Source organism: Bradyrhizobium japonicum USDA 6, assembly GCF_000284375.1.
GTDB classification, from domain to species: Bacteria; Pseudomonadota; Alphaproteobacteria; order Rhizobiales; family Xanthobacteraceae; genus Bradyrhizobium; species Bradyrhizobium japonicum.
The window spans coordinates 3,460,636-3,477,008 of record NC_017249.1 but is presented as its reverse complement, the minus strand read 5'-3'; the positions used below and the strand labels follow the sequence as shown (position 1 = coordinate 3,477,008).

12 protein-coding genes and 1 pseudogene are annotated in these 16,373 nt (G+C 61.0%); 7 read left to right on the top strand and 6 right to left on the bottom strand.

Annotation, left to right across the window (positions count from 1 at the left end):
* Positions 1-54: 54 nt before the first annotated feature.
* A pseudogene (locus BJ6T_RS16230) lies at positions 55-882 on the bottom strand (ABC transporter substrate-binding protein); the annotation flags it as partial.
* 210 nt (positions 883-1,092) lie between these two features.
* Here BJ6T_RS16230 and BJ6T_RS16225 point away from each other — a divergent pair.
* From BJ6T_RS16225 to BJ6T_RS16210, 4 genes are all read left to right on the top strand, one after another.
* A complete protein-coding gene (locus BJ6T_RS16225; protein WP_225894840.1) occupies positions 1,093-2,556 on the top strand; it encodes a hypothetical protein in 1,464 nt (487 codons plus the stop codon).
* Positions 2,557-2,650: 94 nt separating this feature from the next.
* Positions 2,651-3,274 carry a hypothetical protein gene (locus BJ6T_RS16220; protein ID WP_225894841.1) on the top strand — a complete coding sequence of 208 codons (624 nt, stop codon included), beginning with the start codon at positions 2,651-2,653 and terminating at the stop codon, positions 3,272-3,274.
* A 141-nt stretch (positions 3,275-3,415) separates the two neighbouring features.
* A complete protein-coding gene (locus BJ6T_RS16215) occupies positions 3,416-5,152 on the top strand; it encodes a type I secretion system permease/ATPase (RefSeq protein ID WP_014493515.1) in 1,737 nt (578 codons plus the stop codon).
* Positions 5,149-6,621 carry an HlyD family type I secretion periplasmic adaptor subunit gene (locus BJ6T_RS16210; RefSeq protein ID WP_014493514.1) on the top strand — a complete coding sequence of 491 codons (1,473 nt, stop codon included), beginning with the start codon at positions 5,149-5,151 and terminating at the stop codon, positions 6,619-6,621. The genes BJ6T_RS16215 and BJ6T_RS16210 overlap by 4 nt, the downstream gene beginning before the upstream one ends.
* Before the next feature lie 55 nt (positions 6,622-6,676).
* Here BJ6T_RS16210 and BJ6T_RS16205 read toward each other — a convergent pair whose 3' ends face one another.
* From BJ6T_RS16205 to BJ6T_RS16190, 4 genes are all read right to left on the bottom strand, one after another.
* Positions 6,677-7,459, bottom strand: a complete 783-nt coding sequence (locus BJ6T_RS16205) for a response regulator transcription factor (RefSeq protein ID WP_014493513.1) — start codon at positions 7,457-7,459, stop codon at positions 6,677-6,679.
* Positions 7,460-7,670: 211 nt separating this feature from the next.
* Positions 7,671-8,255: a hypothetical protein gene (locus BJ6T_RS48390; RefSeq protein ID WP_225894843.1), complete on the bottom strand. Its 585-nt coding sequence runs from the start codon at positions 8,253-8,255 to the stop codon at positions 7,671-7,673.
* 305 nt (positions 8,256-8,560) lie between these two features.
* The gene (locus tag BJ6T_RS16195; RefSeq protein WP_232208341.1) at positions 8,561-9,184 is read right to left on the bottom strand and encodes a zinc metalloprotease; all 624 of its coding nucleotides are present in this window, start codon (positions 9,182-9,184) and stop codon (positions 8,561-8,563) included.
* A gap of 354 nt (positions 9,185-9,538) precedes the next feature.
* Positions 9,539-11,320, bottom strand: coding sequence for a caspase family protein (locus BJ6T_RS16190; RefSeq protein ID WP_014493510.1), 1,782 nt, complete (start codon positions 11,318-11,320; stop codon positions 9,539-9,541).
* Positions 11,321-11,531: 211 nt separating this feature from the next.
* On the opposite strand from BJ6T_RS16190, the gene BJ6T_RS16185 reads away from it, so the two are divergent.
* From BJ6T_RS16185 to BJ6T_RS16175, 3 genes are all read left to right on the top strand, one after another.
* A complete protein-coding gene (locus tag BJ6T_RS16185; RefSeq protein ID WP_014493509.1) occupies positions 11,532-12,302 on the top strand; it encodes a methyltransferase family protein in 771 nt (256 codons plus the stop codon).
* 382 nt (positions 12,303-12,684) lie between these two features.
* The gene (locus BJ6T_RS16180) at positions 12,685-14,565 is read left to right on the top strand and encodes a caspase family protein (RefSeq protein WP_038935427.1); all 1,881 of its coding nucleotides are present in this window, start codon (positions 12,685-12,687) and stop codon (positions 14,563-14,565) included.
* A 142-nt stretch (positions 14,566-14,707) separates the two neighbouring features.
* Complete coding sequence (locus tag BJ6T_RS16175) at positions 14,708-15,694, top strand: alpha/beta hydrolase family protein (RefSeq protein WP_014493507.1); 987 nt, start codon at positions 14,708-14,710, stop codon at positions 15,692-15,694.
* Between the two features lie 17 nt (positions 15,695-15,711).
* On the opposite strand, the gene BJ6T_RS16170 is transcribed toward BJ6T_RS16175, so the two are convergent.
* On the bottom strand, positions 15,712-16,254 hold the full coding sequence (locus BJ6T_RS16170; RefSeq protein WP_232577377.1) for a DUF4384 domain-containing protein: 543 nt from the start codon (positions 16,252-16,254) through the stop codon (positions 15,712-15,714).
* Positions 16,255-16,373 lie beyond the last annotated feature (119 nt).

Sequence of the window (16,373 nt, the reverse complement as noted above, 5' to 3'; positions counted from 1 at the left end):
TCACCGACGAGAAACTCGGCTTCGACATCGCGTCTTCCCGAGGATGGCGCGCTGCTATTTCGCCAAGCGGAACTTCCCGCCCTCGACCTTGATCAAAAAGGCTGAGCGTTCATCATAGCCGTTGTGGTCGGTCTTGCTCATGCTCGACAGCCCGTTGTTGAGATAGATGTTCTGCCCGCGTTCGAGTTCGTCCCGCAGAGCTGCACGAAACTCGGGCGTCCCCGGCTTCGCCGTCTCCAGCGCGTTCGGGGCAGCTTTTCCGATCAGTGCGACGACATCCCAGAGGTGAGCCGCGAACATATTGGGCTTCTGACCGTTCACCGCTTCATAGGCGGTCACGAACTGCTCCGTCGCGTGACGGAACGGGTCTCCCGCCGGAAGATCGGCCGCAACGGTAAAGGTCTCGCCGGCGAAAATAGCGCCTTCGACGGTCGCGCCTCCGAGCTTGATGAACTCCTCGCTGGCCACGCCATGGGTCTGAAAGATCTTTCCGGTGTATCCGCGCTCACGGAGCTCCTGTTGCGGCAGGACCGTCGGGGTACCTGCAGAAGCAATGAAGACGGCGTCAGGATTCGTCGACATCACCTTCAACGCCTGGCCGGTGACGCTGGTGTCCGCACGCGCGTAGACTTCATGCGTCGTCACCGTCAGACCCAAGGTCGGCGCAAGGCGGCCGACCTCCTTATAGTAACCTTCGCCATACCCATCCGAAACACCGATAAAGCCAAGCATCTTCGCGCCGGACTTCGCTATGTATTTGAGAATGGCGCTCGCCATCAGGTCATCGTTGGGGACGACCTTGAAGGCCCAGGCCCGTTTGTCGGCTGCCTGAAGGCTGGTAGCTGCCTGCGGTGCGCGAGACCGGACCTTCGTTTGCGGATCGAAGTGCTGCGGGATCGCAATGACGAGTTGCGTCGGTGCGAAGGGCTAATCAGGCGCTTTACCCGAACGGATGTAGCCGATGTTACGGCTGCCAGACGAAGCGCTATATCCGAACTGACGACTGGGCTTTCGACCTTCCCGGGATGACATTCCGTTCGGAGTGCAGAACCCGTCCGATTGCGTGAAGCGATTGCGATGAGGGAGGCTACGATGGACTTTTCGCGGATGTCGGATGGGATCCGGCTGCATCACGCCTCTCATCGGCACGATGGGTACGATGGTGACGACGAAGCGGGTCCGGCACCGAGCGCCCCGTTCGTGTCTGACGCAGTCGGCGGTGGCACCCTGGTCCATGGTCCCGGCCCGTTTGCAGGTCATTTTGTAGGTCAATCTGCAGGACAATTTTCAGGTCCTGGGGCGCGCCCCGCGAGCGCGAATACCCAGCATAATGACTCCGACCCGATTCAATCCAAGCATCCCACATCGGTGGGCGACACGGGCGGCCACGCCAGCGACCACGCCGCGGCGGGCCTGGATGTTTCGTCCACCACGCCCGCTTCCGGCGCATCACATCCCGGGACGGGCATTGCTACGGTCGAGAGCGGAGCCAACACGGCCGGGAACGGCGGAGATGGCTACTTCTACGGAAGCATCATTCACGCGTCCCTGTTGATCTATCAACCGATCAACATCTCGGTGAGCTTGGGATACGGCTCGGTCGCCCTGGCCAACCAGTCCAACAATTTGAATGTCGATCAATCCGCCTTTCAGATGGCCGGCGTCGGCGGCCATGGCGGCAATGACAACATTGCATCGGGAGGCAGCGTCAGTACGTCCCTGGGCGCCGGCGTGATCGCGAGCGGCGACAACGGTGCCGGAAACGGCGGCAGCGGCTATTTCTCGGGTGCGATCGTGGACGCTCCCGTGGTGATCTATCATCCGATCAATATTGCGGTGGCGGCCGCGGGCGGCACTGCGCATGCAAGTCAATCGAACACGGTGGACATCGATCAGTCGGCCACTCAGATCGCGGGCGTCGGCGGAAGTGGCGGACATGGCAACGTGGCCGCCGGCGGCAGCGTCATGACGCTCGACCCCGGCTGGGGATCAAGCAATGGAGGGGGCGCCTTTGGCATTCAAACGGGCGGAAGCCAGGCCGGCAATGGCGGTGACGGCGTGTTCTACGGTGAACTCGTCCATACCTCGTTTGTAGTGTACGACCCGATCAACATCGCAGTCGCGGGCTATGGTTCCAACGTTCATTCGGTCCAGACCAATGATGCCTACGTAGATCAATCCATCATCCAGATCGCCGGCATTGGCGGGCACGGCGGCAACGCCAACGCCGCGGCGGGCGGCCATGCAAGCCTTCTCTCCCATAATCTGTGGGGCGGCTCCGATACGATCGCGACCGGTTCGAACAGCGCAGGCAATGGCGGCAACGGCTATTTTTCCGGCAGCCTGATCGACGTCAGCGTCGCGATCTATGCACCCATCAATATCGCAATCGCGGGTCCCCATTCGACGGCTGTAGCCGATCAGGTCAACAACGTCCACATCGACCAGAGTGCGGTCCAGATCGCCGGTGTTGGCGGGGACGGCGGCCACGGCAATCTCGCACTGGGTGGCGATCTTTCCGCCCATCTTCTGTCGGATCTTCACCTGATGGGATAGCGAAATATCGCGCCGCTCGCACAAGCCCGATCGCGAGCTGCGTCAACACGACGCAAGCTCGCCCTGCGCGCCCTCGCGGATGTTTCGAGCCCCGATGCCGCACGACGAACGTCATCCTTTCGTACATAGGCCGACCAACCGGATGGTGTCCGATTTGACATCTATCGCCATCGCGCGCGGGCGGACCAGACTTGCCGCGCGCGTCCGCCTGATCGGGATGGATGTTGCACGACAGCCAACAAAACGACGGAGGCCTCAAATGATGCCAAAGGCAATCAACATCTCGGATACGATCAAAGTCAAATCGATCGACACCGGTGGTCAAAGTGCCGGAAATGGCGGCGACGGTACTTTCAAGGGAGCCATCATCAGCAAGCCGACTGTCAACTACGATCCGACCAACAAGGCGGAAGGTGCCGACGTGCACGTGAACAACGGCGATCACGTCAAACAGACGGCGGATTGGGATGCCGGCGGCGCCAACGCCAAGGCCTCGTATTTTTCGAAGGCCCATGGCGGAGACGCCGAGTCGAACGGAAGCCAGAAATCCTACAGCGGCTACGATACCTCCAAGGTCTACGCCAATACGGATGCCACCCAGATCAACAAGGTCATGGTGGACCAGCACCAGGAAGTTGTGGCCGGCATCGGCGGCGATGGCGGAGACGGCAACTTCGCATGGGGTGGCGGAGTGACCTTCCATCTCGATACGCTCTGACCAGCCGCTCGTCTGACTGGCAGGACCGGGGGCCCCGGCCACCGGTCCTGGATTTCGCGCCAATGACCTACCGATGCCGTTGCCGGATTGTGTCGGCCATCGGTCAAGTGCGTCGGACCTCGATTTCAGGCGGTGACGATCATGCTGATGCCGCCCATTCGGTTGCCTATCCTGCCGCAGATCGGGACGCCACTACACGCGGCCCTCCGGTCCTGCGCGGGACCGCTCGGTCTCGTATTCGCGTATAGCTGCAGCTACAACCTGCTTCTGTTCGCGCCCTCCATCTATCTTCTTCAAATCTACGACCGGGTGTTGTCGAGCCGGAGCGGCGACACGTTGCTCCTGCTCACGCTCATTGTCGCGATCACGGTGGTCGTCGGCGGCGTGTTCGATGCATTGCGGCGCGCCGTCCTTGGACGCCTTGGCGCCTGGCTCGACGATCGCCTTCGTCCTTGCGTGCTTTCGGCCGGCCTCGAATCGGCGCTTCGCAGCGATTGGACGCAAGCGTCGGGCGCATATCGGGATCTCACCGTGCTGCGCCAGTTCGTCGAGTCCGGCGCATGTCCGATGCTGTTCGACGCGCTCTGGGCGCCCTTGTTCCTCCTTGTGCTGTTTCTGATCCATCCCCTGCTTGGCGTGGTAGGCGCCTGCTGCGTCGCCTTCCTGTTCGCGCTCACGGTTGCCGGAGAGCTGGTCACGGAAGACGTTCTGCTCAGATCCGGCGCCGCGCTGTCCAGAAGCTGCGGCCGGCTCCAGACTGCAGCGAGCAACATCCACATGATCCGCGCCATGGGAATGCTCGATAGCGCTGCGCGCATGATCCACCGTGACGCGCAGCACGCCCGCAGAGAGCATGATGTGGCACTTCGGCGAGGCGAGATCGTTTCGCTGGCCACCAAGCCGGTTCGCGCGCTGTCGCAGGTCCTGATCATGGGGGCCGCTGCATGGCTCGTCCTCGATCACGGGAAGAGTCCGGCAATCATCTTTGCTTCCACACTGATGTTCAGCCGGGCGCTCGCGCCGGTCGAAAGTGCGGTCGCGGGCTGGAAATCACTCGTGGCGGCCGTGAGCGCCTGTCAGCGGCTCGGCGCGCTTCTCGCCGCATTCCCCGTCACCCGGCAGCAGAACGCGGAGGTTTCTCCGCCGCAGGCGCGAAGCGGCCTCGTGATCGACAATGTTGACGTGAGGCTTGCGGGGACCAACCGTCTTCTGCTGAACGGTATCTCGTTCAGCCTCATGCCCGGAGAATGCCTTGGCATCATCGGTCCGTCCGGGTCAGGCAAGTCCTTGCTCGGCCAGGTGATCGCCGGGCTGTCGATGCCAACGCATGGCCATGTCCTCCTCGACAATACCGACGTCTCGCTGCTTCGCGAGGGCCGAAACGGCGACCGCCTCGGATATCTCCCCCAGGACATCAACCTGCTCGGCGACACGATCAACGACATCATCGCACGCCTTGAAGATGCAGACCGACGGAAGGTCATCGAAGCGGCCAAGCTCGTCGGTATCCATGGGGCGATCATGGGCCTGCCGCTGGGTTACGACACGGTGGTTCAGAGCGAAGCGACCTTCTCGCGCGGGTATCGGCAGCGCCTCGGTCTTGCCCGCGCCTTTTTCGGCAGTCCACGGCTCGTCGTTCTCGACGAACCCAACGCCAGCCTCGACTACGGGGGCGAGCGAATGCTCTTGGATGCCATCGAGCGCATGAAGCTCGCAGGCGTCATCCTTGTCGTCGTCACCCACAGGATGGGTCTCCTCGCCGCCACGGACAAGATTGCCATCATGGAGGGCGGTGCGGTCGCCGCGTTCGGCGACAGCGAGGACATCTTCGAAACGCACCTGAGCCGACCCCAGGTTACTTCGCAGATAGCGCCATGACCTGGAACTCTCTCACCATCCGGAAGCTTCCCGCCGTCTCGAGACTTCCCATGATCTGGGACCAGCTCATGCGAGCGCCGGCGAGCCCCCCGCCCGCCCGGCGATCCGGCGTCGTGGTGACCGCAATCGACGATTTCGAGCCTCTGGAATTTCCATGGTGTTCGACGCCCACGCCAACCTCTCCGCGCGGAAGGCTTCGCGGTATCACCGTCGCGGGCAATCTGCTGGTGCTCTGCTTCATGCTGGGGCTTGGGACATGGGCGAGCCTCGCGCCTCTCGAGAGCGCAGCGATCGCGTCCGGCGTCGTGGAATCGGAATCGAGCCGCAAGACGATTCAGCATCTGGAAGGCGGTATCATCAGGAAGATCCTGGTTTCGGATGGCGATATCGTGCGCAGCGGCCAGACGCTGATCGAGCTCGACGACACCCGGGCCGGGTCGGAGATGCAAAGCCTCCAAGGCCAATTTTGGGATGCAGCTGCTCGTGTCGCACGGCTTCAAGCCGAGCAGCAGAGATTCGAGAGGATCGCAATCCCCGACGCGCTGGAACAGGACAGCAGGCAGAGCGGGGTGGCGGCCGCCGCGGTGTCGGCGCAGCAATTCATTTTTCAGGCACGCCTGCAGGTTCACGAGTCGCAGCTTGCGGTCATTCGCGAACGAAGACGTCAAGTCGAGAAGGAGATCGAAGGTCTCAAGGCTCAGGAAACCGCCACCGGGCAGCGGGTCGACATCGTTCGGGAGGAACTGGATATGGTCGCGACCCTCGTCAACAAGGGACTCGAACGGCGGCCGCGGCTTCTGAACCTGCAGCGGGAGCTGGCCGACGTTGAGGGCCGCCGCGGCGAGATCACCGCGCAGATTGCCCGCGCCGGGCAGGTCATCAGCGAACAGCAGGCCACCTTGTTCAAGCTCGAGAGCGAGAGGCAGAACGAGATCGCACAATCGCTTCGTGAAGCACAGAACCAGATATTCCAGCTCCGCGAGCGGTTGCTTGCGGCCAGGGATCAGCTATCGCGAACGGAGATCAAGGCGCCGGAGGACGGCGTGATAACCGATCTGCGGATTCATACGGCCGGCGGCGTCATCGGAGCGGGCGCTGCGCTCATGGACCTGGTGCCCCGCCAAGACCGTCTCGTCGTGACCGCGCGCCTGAGGCCCGAGGACATCGATGTGGTTCATCCCGGCCTCAATGCCGAGGTTCAACTCGTACCGTACAATCAGCGTCGCGTGCCCCGCCTGAAGGGAACCGTCGTGCACGTATCCGCAGACCGGCTGCTCGACAAGCGTACCGACCAGCCATACTACGCGACCAGGATCCGGATCGACGACGGGCAGATCGTCGCGAACGACATCCAGATCGTCCCCGGCATGCCGGTTCAGGTGTTCATCACGACGGGACGCGGCACCGTGGCTCTCTACGCGCTCAGGCCCCTGCTCGACAGCTTCCGTGGTGCATTCAGAGAGGACTGAAGCGCGGTGAGATCGGGATGGATCGTTATCGCGCTTTCCGGGTCCGGATTATGCATCAGGTCTCCGGCATGAGAGCCGCGCCGGGGTCGTGATCGCGACTTGGCGCGGGCAACCGGCCGCGCCAGCGGAGCACGGCTTCCGTGCGATTGTGCGCGGCACATTTCCTCATGATATGCTGAATGTGCATTTTGACCGTGCTTTCCGACAGGCCCAATTTGGCGGCGATCAGCTTGTTGGGCAGGCCGAGCTCCAGTTCCGCCAGAACCTGTTGCTCACGAGGCGTGAGATCGGTCAGGCTCCTGTCGATAGCCAATCTGGCTCCCTCGTTCATCAGATACGCGGGCGCGAGCCCGCGCGAATCCGGCGGCTCGAAATCCGGTATCCTGTTCATCCCGGCCACGGGCAACGGCCTGTAGGCGCCGCCGACAAGAACAAGGCGCAGGCCGGCTATGGCGATCTCGATTGGTAGCGAGGTGCAAAGAAAGCCGCGCACGCCCCGCTGCATCGCGGCCTGCACGGTCGGCTCGTCGTCGTGGTTTGACAGGACCACAGTGGCGGCGTTGGGACAACACTCCGCAACGAAGGCGAGGTCGTCCTCAACCGCGGGATCGCCGATGGGCTTGTCCGCGATACTCAGCATCACCAGACGAACATCGCGGGCTGACGTGCAGTCCAGGCCTTGGACCGATGCCATGTCAAGGATCTCAAGTTCGTCCAACTCCCGCCTGAGGACGTGCAGAATGCATGTACGAGGCAACAGGAGCGGCTCGATGATCACCAGAACCGGCAAGTGAAGCGATTCATTGAGCCGTTTTGAAGTGTTGGTTATGTCGTGCATGGTGTCCTCGAGATGAAAAGAACTTCCGCGATATTCCCATTCCGTATTGCGTCTCCCCTGCTGATGCATTCATCCTGAATGCATCATCACGAGAGCGGCGCAGTGCCGCGTTAGTGCCGTATCCGCTGCTGGATCACTCGACACCTGGGGGAAATTCTTTCCGCTCAAATCATTTGGGCATGTACCGCGCGGTGGCGCAGTCGACGCATCCCTAATTGCAGATATTTCGATACGCCGTTGACGCCGCCGACCCTGACTTGCCGTCGACGACATATGCTTCATCCTCCTTCACGAGATACAGAAACGGCCTCTCTCCAGCCTCGCCGCTTGACGCGCTTCTTCCTTTCACGCGCCCGCAAATCGTATCGACGCTACGTCCAAACATGTTCTTTCGCATTGCGCGCTTGACGTCGCTGAGTTCGACCGCTTCCGGATGCCCCATCTGCGTCGCGATCGCAACTTTCGCCTTGTCCAGAGCGGGATCCGACATTTCCGCGGGCCGTTCGGATGCCGGGACGCTGATCACTGTTCGCGGGGACGCCGCTTTGGCAGGGTCGGTCGATCCGCGTTTCTTCGGAGATGGCTTTTTGCCGGACCTTGCCGGCGTTGCGGAATTCGATTTGACGACCGCAGGATCTGGCGCCAATGCCGTCGGTATTGGCTCCGCGGGTCTGGCCACTATGCCCCTGTCAAAACAAGGTCGTGACGCGCACCCGAGGAAATACCCTCGGGAAGGCGCGAACCAGCCAAAGCCGATCAGGACTCCCGCCAGCACTCCGACAAAAAGCAGTCCCATCCGATTCCCCTCCTCGGGAGCTCGGCTCGCATTCGTAACTAGGACTAATTCCGCGCTGGTGATCTATCTGTTGCGCAAAAGCATTAAGCGCCCATTAAGCGCGCGCCGTTGTCCGGCCCAGGCTGGATGGGCGGATTAGATCGGGCTCCAGATCCGTGCCAAAATGGCCGCAAAAGGCCAATCGTGACAGCAATTATGGCCGATTTGGTCCGCTCTTGGACCGTCTGCAACCGCACCGAGCAAAACTGGCGAACTCGTCGACATCAAGGAGGCACCACAACTCAGCGCTCCGGTCGGCCGACGACTTATCCGCCAAATCGCTTGACCAGCTTTGAGCCCTTGGCGGCATCGATCTGCTGGCCAGTCAAGTCGGAGCCGGCGCTCAATCCTTTCGTCATGAGGTTCTTGATGCGTTGCGCCGCCTGTTTCTCATTGGAATAGTCGATCTCGACGTGATCGAGGCTCATCAGATGGCCAAGCTCGTGAGCCCAGGCGCGTCCATTGGCGTGGTCATTGCCATACCACTGGACGAAGCTTGCCGGCTCGGGTTCGCTGTTGGGGTATGAGCTTCCGCCGGCGGATAGATTTTCAATCGAATTGACGAGGTAGATGTGGATGGCATTGTCCGGATCGTGCCGAGAGGCAAGAACACCCAGCAATCGCTGATCATTGCTGCGCGCGCTCTTTGCCATGTCGAGCGGCTTCTCCATCAAGCAATCGCTGATCACGAACGCGATCTTGGCCTTTGACCAGATCGTATTGACCACGTCGAGCGCCTTCTTTGCCGTGTCGCTGCTCCATTGCCCGGGCTCAACGACCCCCCTGTCGGCAAATGGGGTGATGTAGATCCTCAACGGAATGGGCATCAGCTCCTCCGAATTTCGAAATTGCGATCGTATCTCGCTGCGCCGTCTTTCGACGATGGTCACAACCGGAAAGACACTGTACGGTCCTCAGCTACGGCAACAGCTGCCGCGCAGAGGGCAACCACATATGCGCACTTCGCGTTCCTATGCGCTTTCGCGGCAGCAATCGCGTGAGCGGTTTGCCCCTTAACGGCGACTAACGAGCCACGTTTCGCCCGCCTCGTCGACTGAACGTGAATCGGGTCAGACGAGCATGTTGGCTTCGTGCACGGGTCGGCCAAACCAGCTGGAAAATGTGTCGCGAAGACCCGGAAGTCTGCGCAAGGAAAGTCTAGAGCCGGGCTTACGCTCAGAATGGCCGATGCAGACTCGAACGGCATGCTTGAACACGGCCCTACACTGTATCGGCTGAAATCTTCAGGGCAGGAAGAACATGAATGGCATTCCGCCGCCTTCCGGCTTGTTGCTTGCGCTGGCCTCGGGTCTTGCGGGTCTTGCAGGAGCAGCCTCCCTCTCCCTTCGTTCAAGTCTTGCGGACGGGGCCTGACGGACCTTGCGCTTCTCGCATTCATCGTCGCCATTCAGAAAGTAACCCGCAGCGCAGGTAATCTTGACACAGTGATCGCCATCACGCTTGAGGCCGGATCCGCAAATCAAGGGGCAAACCCGCGCCGGCTTGAGCTTGATCGCATCGAGCGCATCGGCGCTCGCGGCCTTGGTATCGAACTTGGTGCCGGCGCTTTGATTGAACAGCTCAAGCGAGCGCCGCGACGCCGCATCCCACTCCCCACTGGCCGATCCCGTCAGGCAGCCGACCCGGCGCAATTCGGTTTGCACCGATTTTGCCAGCTCGGCTGGCGAAGGTGGCGGCACGGGAGCCTGTGGATTGGGGAGCGCTGCCACTTTTGTGTCCGTGTTTGCCTTCGCCTCTTGCGGCTGCCCTGTTGCTGATGGTGCAGCGTTCTTCGCGGCAGCTGCCGTTTCAGCCGCGACACGCCTTTGTTCGGCTTGAGCAGCCTGATGCTGTGCGGTTTCCTTGGCGGCCTCGGCGGCGGCCCGAGCTTCCTGCGCTGCCTTCAGATCCGACGCAGCCTTGGCAAGTTGCATCTGTTGTGCGCCCTCGTTGACGAGCCGCGCCTGCTCCTGCTCGGCCTGACGCGCCTTTTCGGCCGCAACAACACGCTTCTCCTCCGCATCGATTTTGGCGAGCTGAAGCTTTGCGAGATTCGCGTAGTAACCATCCGGATACTGGACGATGAAGAAGTTCAGTGCGTCCTTGTTGCCAACCTGCAGCGCGAGCTCGTAGTCGCGCCGTATTTCGGATCGCAGCGTAGTCGATGGGGCAGCTTCCTTCGCGGCCTCCTTGGCTGGCTCTCCGGCTGGTTCCCTGGTTGGCTCCTTGGCTGTTTCCTTGGCGGGCACCAGCGGCACGTCGTCGCCGCCAAGCGTGCCGTAAACATAGGGCTCCTGCCGATTGCCCGTCGCTTTCATGACGTCGTCGCGAACGAAGCCGAACACTCTGCGCAAATCCAGTCCCGGAGTCCCGATATATTTGACCAATGCGGAAGCGTAAGGACTGTTCTTGCTGTTGCCGTCCGACGCTGTCGAGCCAGCCTTGGCGGCGAAGGCAACCAGAGTATTCGCCGTCGCTGGCTCAATTCGGGCAAGTCCCCGGCTGATGGACCGCGAGCCGACCGTCCGTTTCATCTTTTCGGAGAAAGGATTGTTGCGGCAAGCGTCGAGGATCACAAGTCGCAGCTGCCTTGCCGGTTCGATGGCCAGCATGACGCGATCGAGCGAAAACGCCTCATCGTACACATCCGTATCGCGCTCGAGGGTGGCGTCGACCGGGATCAGATAGTTCGTACCTTCGATCTCCATACCATGACCGGCGTAGTAGATAACGGCCACATCTGCGTCGCGAGCCTGATCGGCAAAATCGCGCAGCGTTCGCCGCATCTCGATCGCCTGAAGATCCCGGCGAGTTTGCACAACGTCAAAACCTGCGTTCTTGAGTGTCGCCTCGACAATCGCAGCGTCATTGACGGGATTCGAAAGTGGCGCCGCGTTTTTGTAGGCAGAATTGCCAATGACAAGTGCGACGCGAATCCCCGCCCACGCCGGCTGACAGAAGAAGAGCAGCAGCACAGGAAGAAGGAACAAGATTCGGCGCAAATTCACGAATCCGTGCAAACCCATGGCAGTACTACTGTTTAATTATGCGCTTTATCATTCGTGTCGCCACGACAGGTTCGGTTCAATGACCACTCGAAGATCCGGAAGGTCCGCGGAATGTGGAACCGCATGGGACTGGCTGGTGTGGCCGCGCTCGGAGATGTGGCCAGCCAATTGACCTCTCCAGGGGCCTGGCGTTTAGTGAGGCAGATTTTGAGCGAGCGAGATCACTGCTGTGACTGACGCCAAGGTCGGCCAGGAGGGGACAGCCAGGAACCGGATCGCCGGCGGCGTCAATCCCTGGCTGGACTGGACCTCCAGGGTGGCCATCGTGATCGTCTATGGCGGATCTGCTCTCATTGGCGCCGCCAGCATCCATCGCCTTCCGTTGGGCAGCGTGGACAACTTGCTGATGATCGCAGCCAGTATTGCCAACGTCCTGTTCCTCGGACTCGTTGCACTGACAACCATGACCCGGCTGGTCCCGACGATGAAGTCGAAGGGTGTTGAGATGCGGGTCTCGGCCTTGCTGGGCGCATTTCCGACCGTCGCACTCGCCTTTCTCCCGAAGGCAGAGCTCGGCCCGATCTGGTCGGCTCTGTCCACGACGTTGATCCTGGTGGGGATCTCGCTTTCTATCGTGGTACTCCGCTGGTTGGGCAAATCCTTCAGCATTCTACCGGAGGCGAGGCGCCTTGTGACGGAGGGGCCTTATCGAGTCGTCCGGCATCCCCTCTACCTATGTGAGGGGATTGCGTTAGCCGGTGTCACACTTCAGGTCCTTTCACCACTTGCCGTGCTCATCGCCATCGTGGTTGCGATGATTCAGTACCGACGAATGATCAACGAAGAGCGGATTCTAAGACTGGCCTTCCCTGAATATGACGTCTATGCCGCTGCAACGCCTTTTCTAATCCCTGCAAGTCTGATCCCCGCGGGACTCGGGCGGCGAGTTCATCAGGCCGGGCGGGAGCTCTCGACCAGGACGATTGATCCGCGCGCCTGACACCGGGCTTCACGTCTCCTCGATGTGCGGCTCAGCGGAACTCAAGTTTGAACCACGCCAGAGGCCTTGTGCTGCGCTGCCACGAGCAGCCCCAAAGAAAATAGCTGTTTTATATCAATGTTTTATATTGCGATCGCGCCCTCAGCAAAGCACTGGCGGGCGCCTACCATCCAGATGAATCGGCGCACAACGCCCGGCGCAATATCTTCCATGCCTTTTGAACGCGTCCGCATTTCGCAACAACAGATAGGAATGGATCGGGCTCGAGATTGGTACTGTATGCAGATGGGCAGCCGCCAGTAGCGTACGAATTCAGGAATTGTTTCTCACGCGGCGATCTTCGCGACGTCACCATTCTACGGGCATAGGTTGAGTGTTCGCCATGAGAGTGTACAGGCACCTTCGAGTTTTGCTTCTTCTCGCCGCTTCGCTGTTCCTGGCCTCTCAGCCAGCCTGGGCGACAAAACGCGTAGCTTTGGTGGTCGGCAATGCCAACTATCAAAACGCCCCTCTGCTCCCAAACCCGGCCAACGACGCTGCGGCTATCACCGCGACCTTGAAGGGAGCGGGTTTCGATGTGGTTGACTCAAGGCTTAACCTCGCCGCGACTGATATGCGGCGGGCCTTGAGAGAATTCGCCGATCAGGCCCGCAATGCCGACATAGCCCTGGTGTACTACGCTGGCCACGGTATCGAGATCGACGGGACAAACTATCTGATCCCGACCGACGCCAGACTCGAACGTGACACCGACATCTATGACGAAGCATTCTCGCTCGACCGCGTCCTGCTGGCGATTGAGCCGGCGAGGCAACTACGCGTGGTGATCGTCGACGCGTGCCGCAACAATCCGTTTGCCGACTCGATGAAGCGTACAGTTGCCTCGCGATCGATCAGCCGCGGACTGGCCAGGGTCGAGCCCACCGTCTCCAACACGCTGATCGCGTTTGCCGCGAAAGCGGGACTGACCGCACTCGATGGCAACAGCCAGAATAGTCCGTACGCAACGGCCCTCGTGAAGTACATCGCAAAGCCGGGGCTCGACTTGCGAAGGGCTTTCGGCTTCGTCCGCGACGATGTCTTGCAAGCCACCGGCAACCGACAGGAGCCCTATGTCTACGGCTCGCTCGGCGGCGAAGACGTTGCGCTTGTTCCGGCTACCAAGGCCGAGGAGCCGATACAGGCAGCCAACGCCCAGTCGGAAATTCGTCGTGATTACGAATTGGCCTTGCAGCTCCGCAACAAGCCTGCTCTGAACGCGTTCCTGACCCAACATCCGGACGGATACTACTCAAATCTGGCCAAGCTGCAGCTCAACCAGCTCGACGCCGAGGACGCACGCGTCGCGGCCACGGCGAAAGCGCAGCAGGCCGAGCAGCAGCAAGCTCGCCTGATGTCCCAGGGCGCCCAGCGTGCAGACCAGGAGAAGGCGGCCGCGGATCTGAAGGCTGCGGAAGAGGCCCGGATTGCGGCCGAGAAGACGAAGCAAGCGGCGCAGGAGCAGGCCGCCGAGGCGGAACGGAAACGTATTTCATCCGAATCTACGATCGTCGCTGCACTCTCCGGGAATAAGCCGGCTGTTGAGAGTACCGTCGCGGATAACCCTGCGGCTGCTGCGCCCGCTGAGGACAGCAAGACGCCCAAGCTTGCCGCGCTGAGCGACGAGCCGCGCCGGACCGATGTCACAAAGGCCGATATCGCCAAGCCCGTAGATATCGCCAAGTCCTTGCAAGGCGAATTGAGCCGCGTCGGCTGCTTCACCGGCGCCGTCAATGGCCAATGGAATGCGACCTCACAGCGCTCGTTGGCTCTCTTCAACCAGCACGCGGGAACCAAATTCGACGCCAAGCTCGCAAGTCTCGACGCGCTTGACGCAATCAAGCTCAAGCCGTCCCGGGTCTGTCCCCTGATCTGTGATCATGGCTACAAGGCTGACGGTGACCAGTGCAGCAGGATCACCTGTGCCGAGGGTTCGTTCCTCAACGACGACAATGAATGCGAGAAACGACGCGGGAAGAAACCGGTTGCAAAGCGCAACACGGACGAACGTCCGTCACGTGCAGATCGTTCGGCCCGCGAGAGACCGGAGCCAACAGCCGACGTTCCGCGGCGACAAGCAACTGCGAAGAACAGCGGCGGCGGCAGTGGTCAGATCGTTTGTGATCAATCTCTGTGCCGTCAGGTTAGAAGCGGCTGCCACCTCGAATACCGTGGCGGCGGCGGCCCCGGGGGCAACGTGGGTAATGTCGAGTCCTGCCGCTAGCAACGCGCAAGGCTGCCGCGGCGTCATGGAAGGCCAGGAGGCCGCGCAGATTTTGGTGCCGAGAAGGTGTGTGACGGGCAGCAGAGCTTAATACCAGGTCAGCCAGGTCCGTGCCTGGATTGGCCGAAGCGGAGCGACCTGCGTGGTTGCGTGTGAGCTTGAGCAAAAGGACGCCAACGCCTTTCCCGGGGTGACGCTCTTCACGAAGCGGCAGGCCCCCGGCATGAAGCCGACGGCGGTTTATCTTCCGCCAAAGCACCCAACATCTGCCGCCAAGTTCGACGTCGTGATCTGGCTTCACGGCTTCTATGTCAAAAACCATGAATTCCTCTTCCACAGCGATCCAGCGCGGCTGCGCGAACAGGTCCGGGATTCCGGCAAGGACGTAGTGCTTATCGCGCCGTTCCTGGGCTACGAATATGCCGTTGGCGACACCTTTGCCGGAAACTACAGCGTGTCTGACCTGGCAACCGCGAACTGGGGCGAACGCTATCTCGAGGAGATCCTTGGAGCTCTTGCCAGGTTCCTGGGTCTCTCTTCGACGTCCATTCCTCAGCTCCAGATCGGCAAGCTCATCATCGCATGCCACTCCGGCGGCGGTAACGGCATGCGCAATCTCGTCGGGAGCCTTGGAAAGTATCAGGGCAAGCTGACGGCCTGTTGGGGATTTGACTGCCTCTACGGTGCCAATGCGCGGCCCGACGATGCGACCTTCTGGTACCAATGGCTGTCCGGACAGAGCGGCCGGGCGCTCGAGATCGTGTATGGTCCATCAACTCTGCCGCAATCGGTGAAGCTGGACCTGATCGGGCGTGGGCTGGCGACGACCGATGGCAATCAAACTCAGCCTCAGCGCCCTGCCCTCAAGAATCTCAGCGTAAGCTTGGGTCATTACGACCTGTTCCCGGCATTTGGCCAGATGGTCAGGGTCAACGATCTTGACCCGGCTTTCGTGGATCGCTTCATGATACCGCAGGTCGCGGATCAGCCGCGGCATAAGCCAGCGCCGCAGCGCGGGGAATTCCTCCAGCACGCAATTTCCAACGTTCGCAGCGCTTTTCCCTTTCCAAAGGACATTCATTACATGATCGCCCGGGGCGGCTTCTTCAGCCGACTGAGCAAGCTATAACCCAAGCTTCACGGGACTCACTTGATGGAATAAGATTTGACGTCGAACGACCAATTGTTCGTCACCAGCTTTCCGCTGCTGCTGTCCGGCACGCGTAGCTCGCTGGTCCAGGCCGATAGATAGCTCAACGCGTCGGCCTGACCTTCCAGCTTGCGGGGCATGTCCGGCAAATCGAGCAATTGCACGCGTCGCTCGCTCAGGATGGCGATCATCACTGCGGACCCCGTCGGCGGTGCGACGATATATTCAAAACCACGCTGTCGCGCCGCCGGGGCAGGAACAACAAATTCGACACCCGGCTTGACGAGATTGATGTCGCGTTCGTTCGACTGCGCCAATAGCTCGGGGGTCGGAAAGATCTGGGACATCCGCCCTTCCGCGTCGACATCGACCAAAATGAGATATCCGGTCTTCCTGGCGGTGACGCCGAACGAGACCTTGCCGCCGACATTGACGGTCTCGCTCGGCCGGATCTGAAGCGACACACTCGCGGTATTGGTCTGCCCGCGCACCGCTTGTACGGGCCAAAGCCAACGTGCGTACGTCGTGCCGACATGCAACGACGCCGTCGGCAATGGTGCTGCGGGGGCAGCTCCGCTACCCGCCAGTAGCAGCAGGAATGCGAGCCATGGTCGCGCCTGGCGGATCGGCTGCGATGACGGCATGGCCTGCTCCCTAA